The sequence below is a fragment of the Lentzea sp. NPDC092896 genome, assembly GCF_044754905.1.
GTDB lineage: Bacteria > Actinomycetota > Actinomycetes > Mycobacteriales > Pseudonocardiaceae > Lentzea.
The window spans coordinates 2,329,653-2,344,656 of sequence record NZ_JBIVPX010000001.1; the positions used below are offsets into that span (position 1 = coordinate 2,329,653).

The window sequence follows — 15,004 nt, forward strand, 5'->3', positions numbered from 1 at the left end:
ATTATGCAGTTGTGGACAGCTGCCGATCAAGCCCGACTACGGTCGCGCGATGTCGTCGAGTTGCTGCTGGACGCGTGCGGCGTCGTCATCGCGGCCTTGTTCGCGGTACAGCTCCAGCGCTTCCCGCCAGACCTCGCGGGCGTGGTCGTGTCGTCCGAGGGCGGCGTAGGGGTGGCCGACGTCGTCGAGGGTGTTCGCGACCTGGTACAGGTTGCCGCGGGTGCGCAGCAGGGCGAGGGCCTGGCGGTAGTGGTCGACGGCCTGACCGTGGTCCCCGGCGCTGTGGGCGATGAACCCGAGGCTGTCCAGCGTGTCCGCCTCGCCGGCGGGGTTGTGGTGCCGCCGGTGCAGGGCGAGAGCGGCGCGGCAGTGGTCTCGGGCGGTGTCGAAGTCGTTCAGCCGCGCGGCGAACCACCCCACCGCGTTGAGCGCGTCGGCTTCCCACACCGGGTGGTCGAGCGTGCGGTAGAGGTCAAGGGCGCGCCGGGTGTGGTCCAGGGCCTGCCGGTCGTTTCCCCGCAGTGCCCACGCCGCCATGAGCGCCCGGTGGGTGTGGGCCTGTTCGACGTGGTCGTCGTGACGCCCGGCCAGGTCGAGGGCCCGGTCCAGGTGCCAGGTGGCCTCGTCGTGCCGGCCCAGCCGCGAACAGGCGCTGCCGAGGAACCGGTGAGCGCGGATCCGGTCGGCGGAGCCGGGCAGGTGCGCGGCGGCGTCCAGGGCCGCCCGCCACGAGGTGACCGCGTCGCGCAGGTGCCCCCGCCGGAAGTGAAGGGCGTCCAATGCCCAGGCGAGGTGCCAGACGACCCGGTGGCGGCCGAGGGCGACGGCGGCGCGCTGGGTGGCGACGAGCGTGGCGTGTTCGGCGTCCAGCCAGGCCAGTGCGGCAGTGGCGTCGGGCAGTGGAAGTGGCTGGACCCCTGGCGCGGGAGGGTCGGGTCGCAGGAGTTCGCGGTGCGGTTCCAGGAGGCGGTCGGCGGCGTGGGCGGTGTGCACGTGGAAGTCCGTCACCCGGACCAGGGCCACCTCCCGCACGGGCCCGGCGAGGTCGCGGTGGGCTGTGGTGGAGGCGTAGTCGCGGACCAGATCGTGCATCGCGTACCTGCCGTGCGGCCGCCGTTCGACCAACGACGCGTCCTCCAGAGCCGACAACGCTTTGCGTGCACGGGCCGAGGACAGACCGGTGAGGGCGGCCGCGGCGGGCAGTGTGGTGTCGGCGCCGGGCGCGATGCCCAGCAACCCGAACACCGTGCGCTGCTCGCTGGTGAGCCGGCGCAGCGACCAGGACAGCACGGCGGGCAGGCTCGCGGCGGGATCCGTGTCGTGGTCGAGCATCTCCAGCCCCAGCTCGCGCAGCCCGGCGGCGACCTCCGCCAGCGGGATGGCCGGGCGAGTCGCGGCGTCGCGCGCGGTGATCGACAGGGCCAGCGGGTAGCCCCCGCACAGCTCGACCAGCTCGTCGACGGCGTAGGGCTCGGCGGCGACGCGGCCGGCGCCCAGGCGGGCGGCCAGCAGGGCGCGCGCCTCGGCCCGCCCCAGGACGTCGAGGTGCAGGTGGCGGGCGCCGTGCCGGTCGATCAACGAGGCGAGCCTGGTGCGGCCGGTGACCAGCACGGTGCAGGTCGGGCTGCCCGGCAGCAGCGGGGTGACCTGACCGGTGGTGGCGGCGTTGTCCAGCACGATCAGCATCCGCCTCCCGACCGCCAGGCTCCGGTACAGCGCGGCCTGCGCGTCCGGGTCCGCCGGGATCCGGCCGGGATCGACTCCCAGGGCGGCGAGGAATCCGCGCAGCGCCACCTCGGGCGCCATCGGCTCCTGCGTGGGGCTGAACCCGTGCAGGTCCACGAACAACTGCCCGTCGGGAAACTGCTCGGCGTGCCGGTGCGCCCACGCCAGGGCCAGCCAGGTCTTGCCGATCCCGCCCGCGCCGCCGATCGCCGAGATCACCACCGTCGCGCCGGCCGCGAACGGCTTCGGGCCCGGCTCGGTCGTCAGGGCCTCGTCGAGTCGGGCCAGTTCGGTGCCGCGTCCGGTGAACCACCGCGGCGGCGCGGGCAACTGCCGGGGCACCGGCAGCTCTGCCTTCGTGGCTGTCCCGGCCGTGATCGCCGTCGGAGGCGGGGTGAGGGCGGGATCGGTGTCGAGGATGCGCTGGTGCAGGTCCCGCAGTGTGGAGCAGGGTTCGGTGCCCAGCTGCTCGACCAGCCGGTCGCGGAGCCGGCGGTAGTGGCCCAGCGCGTCAGCTGTGCGTCCGGCGCGGTGCAGGGCCAGCATCAACTGGCCGGCGACGCGTTCGTCCAACGCGTCCTGATCCGCCAGCGTGAGCAGTTCGGGCAGCACCTCGGTGTGCCGTCCGCAGCGCAACGCGACGTCGACGCGGTCGAGCCGGACGGCGGCGCGTTCCCGCTCGAGGCTCGTGCGCACGGCGGCCAGCCACGGGCTGTCCAGGCCGGCGAACGGCTCACCCCGCCACAGCGCCGCCGCCTCCTCCAGCAGTGCCAGCGCCTGTGCGTCGTCGCGCCCGCGCGCCTGTTCCACGAGCCGGCGGAACCGGTGCAGGTCCACCGCCTCCGGATCCACCTCCAGCACGTATCCACCGCCCCGCCGCACGACCACGACGTCCCCCGCCAGTGCGCGCCGTAGCCGCGAGACGTAGTTGCTCGCCACCGGCCGTGCCCTGTGGGGCAACCGATCCGCCCACACGCGATCGAGCAACTGCTCCATCGTGACGATCCGGTTCGCCTCCACGAGCAGAACCGCGAGCACGCACCGCTGCCGCGCGTGGCCGACCTCCACCGGGCATCCGTCGACGCGCAGTTCGACCTGTCCGAGCACACGCAGCTCTGTCGCCACGATGCCCACCTCCCCGGCCCTTCCTACCTCGTCTCACGGCCGCTCACCTGGCGATTGCCAGAACTCGGTGAAGTCACGGCGAATCAGGGGCCCATCGTGTGCATGCGTTGGCATCAGCCGACAAGACCGACAGCCAGGGGGAGAAGATGGAACAGCAGCCGAGGAAGATCAGGCGGATGAGCCGAATCGCCGTGCTCGCGGCGATTCCGCTGACCATGGTGCTCACCGCGACCGCCGCGCAGGCGCACTACCAGGAGGACAAGCACGGCAGCGACCGCGGCTGGGTGGACGCCAGTCACTGGACGATCGGCGTCTGCGACAACGAAGCCGACGGACACGGCGTGCGGACCGAGTACCAGACCAGCAACGGCGGCTCGGACCACGTCGGTGACTGGAACGGCAGCGGCAACGCGTGCAACAGCGAGGTCGTCTACGACTTCTCGAGCGTCACCCGGTTCCGGGTCTGCGAGGAGACGGAAGGCTGCAGGCCCTGGAAGAACGCCTGATTCCCAGTGGTACAGAAGAGCCTCCGGCCGGCGTGGGTCCCCGACCCCACACTCCGGCCGGGGGCTCTCGCCACGTTTCGCCGCAGGCGTCTTCTCAGCGGAGCAGGCGGCGCAGCACCTGTTCGAGGTCGGCGTGCTTCGGCTTGCCCGGCGAAACCAGGGCCTGGTAGAGCAACCCGTTGAACATCGCGGTGAGGGCCCGCGCGGTCGTCGTGTCCACTTTGGACTCGAAAGCCTCGGTGAGCATCTCGTCCCACGACGTGCTGGCGGCCCGCAACGCCGGCCGTCGCAGGGCGCCGCCGTACAACTCGTAGGCGAGCACGCTCGTCTGCCGGTGTTCGCCTGCCAGCAGGAGGATGAAGCTCGCGAGCTCGGAGCTCAGATCGGCGTCGGCCGGCAGTGAGAGCGCCCAGTCGCGCAGGCGTGCGACGTTGCGTTCGGCGACGGTGTGCACGGCGGCGTCGAGCAGTTCGTCCAGGCTCAGGAAGTGGTAGGTGGTCGAGCCCAGGGGCACGTCCGCGCGCGCGGCGGCGGTCCGGTGGGTCAGGGCGGGCAGACCGGACTCGGAGATCACCTCGACCGCGGCCTCGATGATCCGCTCCCGGCGGTGCGGGTCGTGCCGCCGTGCCATTCGTCGCTCCCTACCGGTTCGCCGAGCCTCCGCGCAAGAGGCAGTGTCGCAGCGGACCACGATACGGAACGGTCCTGACCGGGGATGTGTACGTAAGTACATTCACCGGCGTGTCCAAGACCTTGACGTCACGGTGGTTGCTGGTGCGGCTGGTCGCCGTCGCCGCGCTCTTCCTGGTGTGGCAGCTGGTCGCACTGGCCCAGATCTGGCCCGCGGCCGTGCTGCCGAGTCCAGGTCAGGTGTGGCACCAGCTTCTGTCCACATCGGACTTCACGAACGGTCAGGGCGGCTATGCCGGTTCGACGCTGGCCGAACGGCTGGGCGTCAGCCTGCGGCGGGTCGGCTACGGGTGCTTCTACGGAGTGCTGCTGGGCCTCGTGCTCGGTCTGGCGATGGGGCTGATCCCGGTGGTCCGGGCGGTGACCGAGCCCGCCGTGGCGTTCCTGCGGGCCCTTCCGCCGCTCGCGTACCTGAGCCTGCTGGTGATCTGGTTCGGCATCGACGAGGAACCCAAGGTCTACCTGCTGATGATCGCCGCCTTCCCGCCGGTGGCGGTGGCCGCCGCGGCCGCGGTGAGCGGGGTCAACCGGCAGTACGTCGAGGCCGCGCAGGCGTTGGGCGCCAACGCGTTCGACGTCGTCCGCGCGGTGATCCTGCCCGCGTCGGGACCGGAGATCCTCACCGGTGTCCGGCTCGCCGTCGGCATCGCCTACAGCTCCGTGGTGGCGGCGGAGACCGTGAACGGCGCGGACGGCATCGGCGGAATGGTGCTCAACGCCCAGCGCTTCAACCAGACCGCGGTGGTCATCCTCGGTCTGTTCGTCATCGGCGTCACCGGTCTGATCATCGACTCGCTGATCGTGGCCGCCCAACGCGCGTTGTCCCCGTGGCGCGGACGCGCCTGAGACGAAGGAACCCTCATGCCGATCACGCGCAGGACCATGCTCGCTCTGCTCGCCTCCGCACCGGTGCTGGCCTCCTGCGGTGTGGGCGGCTCGTCACCGGGTGCCCAGAAGAGCGTGCGGGTGGCGTTCCAGAACTTCGCCGACAGCACGCTGCTGGTGAAGGACCAGAAGACGCTCGAGAAGGCGTTACCGGACCACAAGATCACCTGGACCTCGTTCGACTCCGGCGCGAGCATCAACACCGCGTTCCTGAGCGGCGCGATCGACCTCGCGGTGATCGGCAGCAGTCCCGCGGCCGCCGGCCTCTGCCCGCCGCTGAACATCCCGTACCAGGTGATCGAGCTGTTGAACGTCATCGGTGACAGCGAGGCGCTCGTGGTGCGCAAGGCCACCGGGATCACGAAGATCTCGGAGCTGGCCGGCCGCAAGATCGCCGCGCCGTTCAGCTCGACCGCCCACTACAGCCTGCTCGCCGCACTGGAACTGGCCGGGGTCGACGCGGGCTCGGTCACGCTGGTCGACCTCGAACCCCAGAACATTCAGGCCGCGTGGCAGCGCGGCGACATCGACGGCGCCTACGTCTGGACTCCGGTGCTGAGCGTGTTGCAGCAGGACGGCGTGACGCTCACCGACAGCGCGAAACTGGCGGCCGCCGGCAAGCCGACCCTCACGTTCACCGTGGCGCGCAAGGAGTTCGCCGACGCCGACCCCGACGCGATCGACAAGTGGCTGGCCGCGACGAACGACGCGCTCAAGCTGATCAAGACCGACCCCGCGACGGTCGCGGCCGCGGTCAGCAGGCAGATCGGCATCGGGGAGGCGGACGCCCTGTCCCAGCTCAAGCAGAACATCTACCTCGACCACGACGAGCAGCGCGGTCCCGACTACTTCGGCACCCCGCAGGCGCCGGGGCAACTCGCGAACCGCCTGCTCGACACGGCGGAGTTCCTGCGCGCGCAGAAGAAGGTCGAACAGGTGCCGGACCTGAAGGCGTTCCAGGCCGCGCTGCGAGCACCGGGAGCCGGGCGTGCCTGACGTCGCAGAACTGCGCGGAGTCGAACACGCCTACCTCACGAAGGCAGGCCCGGTGCCGGCGCTCGGTCCGCTGGACCTGGCGGTGGAACCGGGGGAGTTCCTGGTCGTCGTGGGCCCGTCCGGGTCGGGCAAGAGCACGTTGCTGCGCCTGCTGGCCGGGTTCGAGCGTCCGTCCACAGGGGACGTCGAGCTGCTCGGCCAGCCGCCGGTGCCGGGCCGCGAGGTCGGAGTGGTCTTCCAGCAACCCCGGCTGTTCCCCTGGAGCACGGTCGCGGGCAACATCACCACGGCGCTCAAGTGGGCGAAGGTGCCGAAGCCGGACCGGCAGGCGCGGGCGGCGGAACTGCTCTCGCTGGTCGGGCTCGACGGCCTCGGCCCGCGCCGCACGTGGGAGATCTCCGGCGGGCAGCAGCAGCGGGTCGCCATCGCCAGGGCACTCGCCGCACGTCCGCGGCTGTTGCTGATGGACGAGCCGTTCGCCGCGCTCGACGCCCTCACGAGGGAACGGCTGCAGGAGGACGTGCGCTCACTCGCCGGCGACGGCAGGTCGGTCGTGTTCGTGACGCACAGCGTCGACGAGGCGGTGTTCCTCGGCAGCCGCGTCCTCGTGCTCACCGACCGGCCGGGCCGAAACGCGCTGAGCCTGCCCGTCGACCTGCCCCGCCACGGGGTGCCGGCCGACGAACTGCGCGGCTCGCCGCGCTACGCCGCCCTGCGCGGCGAAGTGGGCGCCGCGGTGCGAGCGACCCTGACCTCCCGTCCCGACCAGCTCGTGGAGAAGCGATGACGCTCTCGTTCGAACCTCTGACGATCGCCATCGGCGCGCAGGTGTCCGGTGTGGACCTCGCGGACGGGCTCACCTCCGACGCGACGGCCGCGATCCGGCAGACCCTGCTCGACCGCAAGGTGCTCGTGTTCCGCGGCCAACGGCTCGACCCGTCCGCCCACCGCGCGTTCGCGGCGTCGCTCGGCGAGCTGACCCCGGCCCACCCGATCGTGCCCGGCCTCGACGACGAACACCCCGAGATCTACGTGATCGACGCCGGTGACGGCGGCAAGGCGCCGGAGTGGCACACCGACGTCACGTTCACCCGCACACCGCCGCTGGGCTCCGTCCTGCGCGCGGTGGACCTGCCGCCCACCGGTGGCGACACCTGCTGGACCGACCTCGAAGCCGCCTACCTCTGGCTGTCACCGCCACTGCGCGAGCTGGCGGACAAGCTCGAGGCCGTCCACGACGGGCGCAAGGACTTCGAGGAGTTCCTGCACGTCCGGCAGTCCGGCGAGGGAAACCTCTGGGAGGGCGAACGGGTCCGGTCGCTCGACCCCGTCACGCACCCGGTCGTGCGCGTCCACCCCGAGACCGGCCGCCGCAGCCTCTTCGTGAACCCCGGCTTCACCACGCACGTCAAGGACGTGTCGGAGACCGAGAGTCGCGCCCTGCTCGACCTGTTCTTCGCCGCCATCGGCCGGCAGGAGTACAGCATCCGCCACCGCTGGGCTCCCGGAGACGTCGTGGTGTGGGACAACCGCAGCACCGCCCACCTCGCCGTCGACGACTACGGCGACCAGCACCGGGTCATGCACCGGATCACCCTCCGCGGCGACCAGCCCGTCGGCCCTGGAACGGTGGCTGGAACCTGAACCCTGCGGGGCCGCGAGGTAAGTCGCTCCGGCCGAACGGCCGCTCGTCGCTCACACGTGGGTGTGGGACGGCTTGTCGTGCCGGCGTTCTGCCTTCTGCCGGCGCTTCCGGTCGAGCAGCCACATGATCGGCGACGCGGACAGTCCGTGCACGAGGATCGAGCCGATCACGACGAGCGCGACGACCCGCCAGAGCGCGTCCTGCTCGGCGAACCGGCCTTCTTGCAGGGCGTAGACGAGGTAGAACAGCGAGCCGACGCCGCGCACGCCGAAGAACGAGATGACGGCTCGTTCCCGAGGGCCGGACCGGCCGCCGAACAGGCCGATCCAGCCCGCCAGTGGCCGCACCACCACGAGGATCGCGGCGGCGACCAGGATCTCGGCCCAGGTGGTCCCCGTTAGCAGGCCGGTGGCCGCGGCGCCGCCGAGCAAGAAGACGATCACCACGGTGAGCATGCGCTCGGCCTGTTCGACGTAGCGGTGCAGCACCTGGTGGTAGCCGTCGCGGCGTTCACCGGCCCGGATCGCGCAGGCGCTCACGAAGACGGCGACGAACCCGTAACCGCCGATCAGTTCGGTGAGTCCGTAGGCGAGGAACGTCGCGGCGAGGGCGACGAACCCCTCCGCGTGCTCGGCGAGCCGGAACTTCTTCGAGGGCGCCGAGAAGAACAGCTTGCCGAGCGCCCAGCCGATGAGCAGGCCGACGGCCAGCCCGGCCACCAGCCGCCAGAGCACGTCCAGCGCGAGCCAGTGGCCGAGCCACGCCGAGGGAGCGGCTCCGGCGAGGCTGATCGCGATGGCGGCGTAGGTGAACGGGAAGGCCAGTCCGTCGTTGAGGCCTGCTTCGGAGGTCAGTGCGAACCGCGCCTCGTCCTCGTCGGACTCCGGGTTCTCCGCCGGTTCGGCGACCTGGACCTCGCCTGCCAGCACGGGATCGGTCGGGGCGAGGGCCGCCGCGAGGAGGACCGACGCCGCGACGCCGAGGCCGAGAACGCCCCAGCCGAGCAGGCCCACGCCGAGCATGGACAACGGCATGGTGATGGCGAGCAGACGCCAGGTGCTCGCCCACCCGCGCAGGCTCACCACCCGGTTGAGGGCCAGGCCCGCGCCCATCAGCGAGATGATCACGCAGATCTCCGTCAGGTGCAGCAGCAGACCGCTGTGCTCCACGGGATCGGGTGCGGGTAGCGGTTCGACCACGGAGAACGTCAGCGCGCCGGCGCCGAGGAAGAGCATCGGCATGGAGATCGGTACGCGGTCGAGCAGCCGGGGCAGGAGAGCGGCGGCGAGCGTCGCAAGCCCCGCGCCGGTGTACAACAGGGGGCCTGGATCCACGGTGTGCCTCTCGTTCGACCCTCGAACTGGTCAGATACCCCGTTTGGCCAAGCTGAACCGAAGCGGCGGGTACGGCCTGGCGCGCGGCAGCCGGGCGAGGCGGTGGCTAGTCGTTCCTCCGGAGCGCCTCGAAGGCGTCCGCGACCGTGTCGAAAACCGCGAACGCGTGGTCGAGACCGCTGACCTCCAGCGCGTGCCGCGGGACGTGCTCGGCTGCCACGACGGCGAACGCGACATGGTCTTGTTCAGCGCGTGTGTGAGCCTCGAACAGCGTTACCAGGCCCGCAGAACCGAGGAAGTCCAGCGCGAGGTCGACGATCAGGATCTCAGGTCGTGCGTCCAGCTGCGACTGCAACACCGACCGCGTGTCCTGGGCGTTGATCATGTCGATCTCGCCTGTCAGCCTCACCACGGCGACACCGTCGTGGACGACCGTCTCTGCCTGCGCCAGCTGGGTGTCCTCACCACGCTCGCCCATCACAGCTCAACCTCTCGTGCACGCTTCCGAGCTCGATCCTCCGTGAGTGGGTACAAACGGTACGACGCTCGCGTTGGACCCTCAACCGCGGTTCGGGGTCTAACGCTTCTTGAGACCCAGGGCCACGAGAACGCCCAGCAGCAACCCTCCAGCCACGTCGGTCGGCCAGTGGACCCGTGTCCGGAGGCGGCTGTAGGCGACCAGGAGCACCAGCGGCGTGACGAACAGGGCCGCCGCCGGGTCCTCGAGCGCGACCGCGGTGCCGAACGCCGCCGCGATCATCGCGTGCTTCGACGGGAACGACGAGGAGTCCGGATGTTCGGGCAGCGCGCGACGAGCGGGCAGGTTCGAGTGCGGCCTGCGGCGGGGAATGAGCAGGCTCAGCAGGTGACCGAGCGGCATCGCGACCGCGCCGGCCCGCAGTGCCAGCAACGCGGTCCTGCGCCTCCCCGACCTGGCGAGCAGCCAGGCGACCGGGAGCCACAGGACACCACCACGTGCGGCGATGCTGGCCGCGATCACGACCAGATCGGGGCGTTCGGCTGGGAGCAGTGCGCTGTCCTGTGTGGACTTCTGGTCCAGCTCTTCCGGCGTCACAGCGCTGGACTCGCGTCGACCCGGCCGCCTCGGCCGATGCCGCGCACGATCTCCCGGAGCGACTCCTCCGAACCGAACCTCGGCTTCCAGCCCAGCTCTGTGCGTGCCCGTGACGCGTCCAGCAGCGGCGACTTCAACGCCAGGTCGACCCATCCGGACGAGGTGGGCTGCAGTCGCAGGTGCCAGGTGACGTTCGCCAGCTGCCGCAACACTCCCGGCGCGACAGGCACGTGCCGTGTGCCCAGCGCTTCCGCGAAGGCCCTGGGCGTCATCACGGGCTCGGCCACGAGGTTGACCGCACCGGGCAACCGCTTCGCCACGATCAGCGCCAGCGCGTCGGCGACGTCGTCGGCGTGCACGAACTGCAACACCATGTCGCGCGGCAGAGGCAGCACCGGGATCCGGTGCCGGAACAGGCTTCGCGGTACCAGCCGGCCCAGGAAGTAGTCGCGGATCTCCGCTCCGGCGTCGGACTGCAGGATCAGTCCTGGCCGCGGCCTGCTGACGACGAACCTGTCCTCGAACACGTCCAGCATGTGCTCCACGGCGGCCTTGTGCCTGCTGTAGAACGACGTCGTCACGCCGTCGACCGGCCACGTCTCGTCCACCCGGCGGTCCTTGCTCCCCGGCGAGTACGCGCCGACCGACGACATGTGCACCAGGTGCGGCACACCCGCTGCCGCCGCCGCGTCGAACACCCGCGCGGATCCCGCCACGTTCGTCGTGCACATCAGGCGCTCGTCCCGAGCCGGCTGGATCAGCCACGCGAGGTGCACCACGGCGTCCGCGCCCTCGAACGCCGTGCCGAGTGCTTCCTCGGCGCCCTGCCTGCTGATGTCGACAGGGGTCCACTTGACGTCGTAGGGAGGTCCGGCGGCCGGACGCCTGCGGGAGACGCCGTGCACCTCGACGCCGGGCTCCTCGGCCAATCGCCGGAGCAGCGCGGTGCCGACGTTGCCGCTCGCACCGGTGATGACGACCTTCATCGACTCACGTCCAGCACGGTCTCGAGCGGACCGTCCGCGCCCCTGCCGTGCCACACGACTGCCTTCACGTTCGCCTCCCGGGAGTTTCCTCTGTGGTCTTCCCTCGATTCAGCGAACCGAACCGCGGGTAGTTCAGACCTGGGTGGTGATGTGCAGTGACCGAGAAGGACTCGCGCAGGGTGACGATGGTGCCGAACGGCCCGATGCTCGTCGAAGGACCGGTCGAGATCGTCACCGACGACGGCGTGACGCACACCAGCGACCGGTTCGTGGTCGCGGTGTGCGCGTGCCGCCGCAGCAAGCGTTACCCGTTCTGCGACACCAGCCATCGCAAGCGGGTCCGCAGCGACGACTCGCCCGCCTCCCACGACGACAGCAGGTGAGCGGAGAGCCGTTCTTCGAGCAGTTCGGTCGCCTGGACTCCGAACACCACGTCGGTCCTGAGCGACGGTTCCTGCTCCAGCAGCGAGCCGATGACGTCACGGCGCATGATCTGCTCGTGCACGGCGTCGGCCTCGATGTGCTCGGTGTAGAACTCGACGCAGCGAGGGTCGGCGTCCAACCTGGCGAGCGCCTGGGTCATGCGGTGGGCGCTCGGGCCGGTGGTGATCTCGGCGGCGGCGAAGTGGCCGACCAGTGCGCCTCGCAGCGACCGGTGCAGGCCGAACATCGACATCATGTTGACGATCGCGATGGCCGGCGCCGGCACCTCGTCGAGGTAGTGCAGGTACTCCGACCGCATTCCGGCGCCGTCGAGGAGGTCCGCGAACAGCCTTGAGTGCATCCGGTCGGCGCGACCGCCGCCGTACTCGTCGAACTCGACAGCGACCAGCGCCGCCTTGGCCTCGCCGCGCAGCCGGGGGATCACCCAGGCGTGCGGATCGGCTTCCTTGTGGTGGTACACCGAGCGGTGCGCGAAGAACTCGCGCATGTGGTCCCAGGTTCCGCTGTCCCGCAGGTGATGCGACACACCGTTGCCGGGGACCCGCTCGATCAGCAACGCGTCCAGCGCGGCGTCGAGGTCGTCGCCGCCGTCCACATCGGACCGAAGCGCGTGCAGGAAGACGTGTTCGACGCGGGCCCGCAGGCGCAGCAGCTCCGGATCCCACTCCCAAGCGGGGTCCACGCCGTCGAAGCCGCCGTAATGCAGCTCGTACAACGTGTGCAGTGCGATGGTCAGATCCTCGCCGTACGGATCAGCGGCCGCGAAAGCGATCGCTCGCCCGTCGGGTTCACCGCTGAGCGCGGCGACGACGTGCTCGGAGAGAGGACCTCGTGGCGAGGGAAGTTTCACCCGGTTGTAATACCCGCCGGGGAGACCTTCATACCGGTTGAGAGTCATCACACCTCCTCGGGTCTCCGCGCGGTGAGCAGCGACAGCATCTCCGTCAGGTCGAAGTAGCGGGCGATGTCGAGGGCGGACCGGGGTCCCAGGGCGGGGTCCGCTCCCGCGCCCAGCAGCAGTGCGACGGTGCGCTCGGAGCGGCGGAAGACCGCGGCCCCGAGCGCCGTCTGACCCCGGTCGTTGACCCGCGCGGTGTCGGCGCCTCGCTCCAGCAACGCCCGGACGGTCTCCGGATGGTCGTGGTAGGCGGCGAGGACGAGCAAGGAGTCACCCGTGCTGGTGGTGAGGTTCGCCGGTATCCCGGCGTCGACGGCCTCGGCCAGCCGGGCCGTGTCGCCGGCTCGGGCCAGGTCGAACATCGAGCCGAGGAAGGCGAGTTCCTCTTCGGTGAGCGCTTCGGTCACGACCGGACCCCTCAGGCGATCGTCGCCGGGAAGCGCTCCCACACCCGGTGCGCCTCGAGCAGGATCGTCATCGCCTTGAGGACGTCCGCCGGGTCGTCGCCGGTCACGATTCCCGGCTCGGCGGTGTACCCGGCTGCCTCGACGGCGACGCGTCCGCCGCCCCAGGAGCCGATCGCCTTGGCGTGGCGGTAGCACTCCTGGATCATCCGGATGACGCGCGGGTCGATCGCGTCACCCGGCTCGACGGCCTCTCCCGGTGCGTCGGCACCAGCGGGAGGACTGCCCGCGACCAGCAGGGCGTCGAACTCGACCGACCGCGCCGTGAGCAACGTGCGCTGCGCGACCAGACCGCTCTCGGCGTCGAGCGGCCCGCCGGTCGGGGCGATCAGCAACGGCAGCATCCCACCGGCCAGGATCGTCTCGCGGACGGTCCGCACGCCGTCGAGATCGGCCGGATCGACCAGTATCCCGATGACGCGCCCGTCGGTCGGCCAGGTCTGCCCGATCTGCGACAGGACAGGACTCGGCTCGACCTTCTTCGGCCGCACGGTGGCCGCCGGTGCCGGCAGTCCGAGCCCTTTGGCCACCTCGGCGCACAGCGTCCTGTCGACGTTGGCCAGCACGAGCAGTTCGCGTTCCTTGATGGTCTGCTCGTAGCACTTGCCGAGTTCGAAGGTGAACGCGCGCACGACGTGTTCCTTCTCGACCGGGGAGAGGCTCAGCCAGAAGAGTCTCGGCTGCGAGTAGTGGTCCGCGAACGACGTGGGCGACTGCCGGATCTTCGTCGACTTGGGCAACGGCTGCGCCACTTCGACGAACGGCCGATCTTCGGCTCCCGTCTCGAACGGGTTGCCGCCGTCGAGGGTGTTGGGCCGGTACGGGGCTACGCCGGCGTGCACCGCGTGCTGGTGGAACCCGTCGCGGAGCATGTCGTTGACCGGCGCGTGCGGGCGGTTGATCGGGATCTGGTTGAAGTTCGGCCCGGCGAGCCTGGACAGCTGGGTGTCCAAATAGGAGAACAGCCGGGACTGCAACAGCGGGTCGTCGGTGACGTCGATGCCCGGCACCATGTTTCCGAGGTGGAACGCGACCTGCTCGGTCTCCGCGAAGTAGTTCGTCGTGTTGCGGTTGAGCGTCATGATCCCGACCGGCTGCACCGGCGCGAGTTCCTCCGGCACGATCTTCGTCGGGTCGAGCAGGTCGATGCCCTCGAACGTCTGCCGGGGCGTGTCCGGGAAGATCTGCAGACCGAGTTCCCACTGCGGGTAGGCGCCGGACTCGATGGCGTCGGCCAGGTCCCGGCGGTGGAAGTCGGGGTCGACGCCGCTGATCATCTGCGCCTCCTCCCACACCAGGGAGTGGACGCCGAGCTTCGGCTTCCAGTGGAACTTCACGAGCGCGGTCTCGCCGTCGGCGTTGACGAGGCGGAACGTGTGGACGCCGAAGCCCTCCATCGTGCGGTAGGACCGGGGGATCCCGCGGTCCGACATGTTCCACATGACGTGGTGGGTGGCTTCGGTGTGGGTGGACACGAAGTCCCAGAACGTGTCGTGCGCGCTCTGCGCCTGCGGGATCTCGCGGTCCGGGTGTGGCTTGGCCGCGTGGACGACGTCCGGGAACTTGATGCCGTCCTGGATGAAGAAGACCGGGATGTTGTTGCCGACCAGGTCGAAGTTGCCTTCCCGGGTGTAGAACTTCGTGGCGAACCCGCGGGTGTCGCGGACGGTGTCCGCCGAACCCCGCGAGCCCAGAACGGTGGAGAACCGCACGAACACCGGTGTCTCGACACCGTCGCCCAGGAAAGCGGACGTGCAGACGTTCGCAGCCGTGCCGTAGCCCACGAACACGCCGTGTGCACCGTAGCCGCGGGCGTGCACGACCCGTTCCGGAATGCGCTCGTGGTCGAAGTGCGTGATCTTCTCGCGCAGGTGGTGGTCCTGCAGCAGGGTCGGTCCGCGGTCACCGGCCTTCAAGGAGTGGTCGGTGTCGTACAGCCGTGCGCCGGCCGACGTGGTGAGGAAGTCGCCCTGCTGCCCGTTGGCCACCTGCGGGGCTCCGGTGGGCGCACCCGTCGGCGACACCGTCTCCGGCCCTGTCTGGTCCGGCTTGGGCGGCAACGGTCCACGTGGGACGGTCGGTTCGGTGAGAGAGGGCGGCTCGCCGGCCGGTGCGCCGGGGATCGGCGGGTTGGTCAGTTCGGTGACCTTTTCCACCGCTTTCTCGAGTGCCGCCTTCACCAGCTTGCCTGGCTTGCGGGTGGTGGCCACTGCATCCTCCTCAAAGGGGGA

Annotated in this window: 15 protein-coding genes; 6 read left to right on the forward strand and 9 right to left on the reverse strand. The window is 70.5% G+C overall.

The window, feature by feature from the left end; all coding sequences use genetic code 11:
- Positions 1 to 36: 36 nt before the first annotated feature.
- Positions 37 to 2,850 carry an AfsR/SARP family transcriptional regulator gene (locus ACIQF0_RS10325; protein ID WP_401027019.1) on the reverse strand — a complete coding sequence of 938 codons (2,814 nt, stop codon included), beginning with the start codon at positions 2,848 to 2,850 and terminating at the stop codon, positions 37 to 39.
- A 176-nt stretch (positions 2,851 to 3,026) separates the two neighbouring features.
- On the opposite strand from ACIQF0_RS10325, the gene ACIQF0_RS10330 reads away from it, so the two are divergent.
- Positions 3,027 to 3,356, forward strand: a complete 330-nt coding sequence (locus ACIQF0_RS10330) for a hypothetical protein (RefSeq protein ID WP_401027022.1) — start codon at positions 3,027 to 3,029, stop codon at positions 3,354 to 3,356.
- A gap of 94 nt (positions 3,357 to 3,450) precedes the next feature.
- Here the strand turns inward: ACIQF0_RS10330 and ACIQF0_RS10335 are convergent, their stop codons facing one another.
- Positions 3,451 to 3,987 (reverse strand): TetR family transcriptional regulator, encoded by a 537-nt coding sequence (locus ACIQF0_RS10335; protein ID WP_360030250.1) that lies wholly within the window; start codon positions 3,985 to 3,987, stop codon positions 3,451 to 3,453.
- A gap of 110 nt (positions 3,988 to 4,097) precedes the next feature.
- Between ACIQF0_RS10335 and ACIQF0_RS10340 the strand changes: the two genes are divergently transcribed.
- From ACIQF0_RS10340 to ACIQF0_RS10355, 4 genes are read left to right on the forward strand one after another with little or no spacing between them, the layout of a single operon-like run.
- Positions 4,098 to 4,892, forward strand: a complete 795-nt coding sequence (locus ACIQF0_RS10340) for an ABC transporter permease (RefSeq protein WP_401027025.1) — start codon at positions 4,098 to 4,100, stop codon at positions 4,890 to 4,892.
- Positions 4,893 to 4,907: 15 nt separating this feature from the next.
- Entirely contained in the window at positions 4,908 to 5,927 is a 1,020-nt protein-coding gene (locus ACIQF0_RS10345) for a glycine betaine ABC transporter substrate-binding protein (protein WP_401027028.1), read from the forward strand.
- Positions 5,920 to 6,714: an ABC transporter ATP-binding protein gene (locus ACIQF0_RS10350; RefSeq protein ID WP_401027031.1), complete on the forward strand. Its 795-nt coding sequence runs from the start codon at positions 5,920 to 5,922 to the stop codon at positions 6,712 to 6,714. Before ACIQF0_RS10345 ends, ACIQF0_RS10350 begins: the two co-directional genes overlap by 8 nt.
- A complete protein-coding gene (locus ACIQF0_RS10355) occupies positions 6,711 to 7,571 on the forward strand; it encodes a TauD/TfdA dioxygenase family protein (RefSeq protein ID WP_401027033.1) in 861 nt (286 codons plus the stop codon). Before ACIQF0_RS10350 ends, ACIQF0_RS10355 begins: the two co-directional genes overlap by 4 nt.
- 51 nt (positions 7,572 to 7,622) lie before the next feature.
- Here ACIQF0_RS10355 and ACIQF0_RS10360 read toward each other — a convergent pair whose 3' ends face one another.
- The 4 genes from ACIQF0_RS10360 to ACIQF0_RS10375 all read right to left on the reverse strand — a co-directional run bounded on the left by ACIQF0_RS10360 (position 7,623) and on the right by ACIQF0_RS10375 (position 10,967).
- Entirely contained in the window at positions 7,623 to 8,906 is a 1,284-nt protein-coding gene (locus ACIQF0_RS10360; RefSeq protein WP_401027035.1) for a cation:proton antiporter, read from the reverse strand.
- Positions 8,907 to 9,012: 106 nt separating this feature from the next.
- A complete protein-coding gene (locus ACIQF0_RS10365) occupies positions 9,013 to 9,384 on the reverse strand; it encodes an STAS domain-containing protein (protein WP_401027037.1) in 372 nt (123 codons plus the stop codon).
- A 99-nt stretch (positions 9,385 to 9,483) separates the two neighbouring features.
- Positions 9,484 to 9,981 carry a phosphatase PAP2 family protein gene (locus tag ACIQF0_RS10370; RefSeq protein ID WP_401027040.1) on the reverse strand — a complete coding sequence of 166 codons (498 nt, stop codon included), beginning with the start codon at positions 9,979 to 9,981 and terminating at the stop codon, positions 9,484 to 9,486.
- Positions 9,978 to 10,967, reverse strand: coding sequence for an NAD-dependent epimerase/dehydratase family protein (locus tag ACIQF0_RS10375; protein ID WP_401027043.1), 990 nt, complete (start codon positions 10,965 to 10,967; stop codon positions 9,978 to 9,980). The genes ACIQF0_RS10370 and ACIQF0_RS10375 overlap by 4 nt, the downstream gene beginning before the upstream one ends.
- Before the next feature lie 185 nt (positions 10,968 to 11,152).
- On the opposite strand from ACIQF0_RS10375, the gene ACIQF0_RS10380 reads away from it, so the two are divergent.
- Complete coding sequence (locus ACIQF0_RS10380) at positions 11,153 to 11,350, forward strand: CDGSH iron-sulfur domain-containing protein (protein WP_360030378.1); 198 nt, start codon at positions 11,153 to 11,155, stop codon at positions 11,348 to 11,350.
- Here ACIQF0_RS10380 and ACIQF0_RS10385 read toward each other — a convergent pair.
- Genes ACIQF0_RS10385 through ACIQF0_RS10395 form a run of 3 tightly spaced genes read right to left on the reverse strand, consistent with a single transcriptional unit; the run spans position 11,272 to position 14,983 of the window.
- On the reverse strand, positions 11,272 to 12,309 hold the full coding sequence (locus ACIQF0_RS10385) for an iron-containing redox enzyme family protein (protein WP_401027046.1): 1,038 nt from the start codon (positions 12,307 to 12,309) through the stop codon (positions 11,272 to 11,274). The genes ACIQF0_RS10380 and ACIQF0_RS10385 overlap by 79 nt on opposite strands.
- Positions 12,309 to 12,716 carry an ankyrin repeat domain-containing protein gene (locus ACIQF0_RS10390; RefSeq protein WP_401027049.1) on the reverse strand — a complete coding sequence of 136 codons (408 nt, stop codon included), beginning with the start codon at positions 12,714 to 12,716 and terminating at the stop codon, positions 12,309 to 12,311. The genes ACIQF0_RS10385 and ACIQF0_RS10390 overlap by 1 nt, the downstream gene beginning before the upstream one ends.
- A gap of 11 nt (positions 12,717 to 12,727) precedes the next feature.
- Complete coding sequence (locus tag ACIQF0_RS10395) at positions 12,728 to 14,983, reverse strand: catalase (RefSeq protein WP_401027051.1); 2,256 nt, start codon at positions 14,981 to 14,983, stop codon at positions 12,728 to 12,730.
- Positions 14,984 to 15,004 lie beyond the last annotated feature (21 nt).

Excerpts from the sequence above, each read along its gene's own strand:
- ACIQF0_RS10330 (WP_401027022.1), top strand. The coding sequence starts at position 3,027 with ATGAGCCGAATCGCCGTGCTCGCGGCGATTCCGCTGACCATGGTGCTC.
- ACIQF0_RS10335 (WP_360030250.1), bottom strand. The coding sequence starts at position 3,987 with ATGGCACGGCGGCACGACCCGCACCGCCGGGAGCGGATCATCGAGGCC.
- ACIQF0_RS10345 (WP_401027028.1), top strand. The coding sequence starts at position 4,908 with ATGCCGATCACGCGCAGGACCATGCTCGCTCTGCTCGCCTCCGCACCG.
- ACIQF0_RS10355 (WP_401027033.1), top strand. The coding sequence starts at position 6,711 with ATGACGCTCTCGTTCGAACCTCTGACGATCGCCATCGGCGCGCAGGTG.
- ACIQF0_RS10365 (WP_401027037.1), bottom strand. The coding sequence starts at position 9,384 with ATGGGCGAGCGTGGTGAGGACACCCAGCTGGCGCAGGCAGAGACGGTC.
- ACIQF0_RS10375 (WP_401027043.1), bottom strand. The coding sequence starts at position 10,967 with ATGAAGGTCGTCATCACCGGTGCGAGCGGCAACGTCGGCACCGCGCTG.
- ACIQF0_RS10380 (WP_360030378.1), top strand. The coding sequence starts at position 11,153 with ATGGTGCCGAACGGCCCGATGCTCGTCGAAGGACCGGTCGAGATCGTC.
- ACIQF0_RS10385 (WP_401027046.1), bottom strand. The coding sequence starts at position 12,309 with ATGACTCTCAACCGGTATGAAGGTCTCCCCGGCGGGTATTACAACCGG.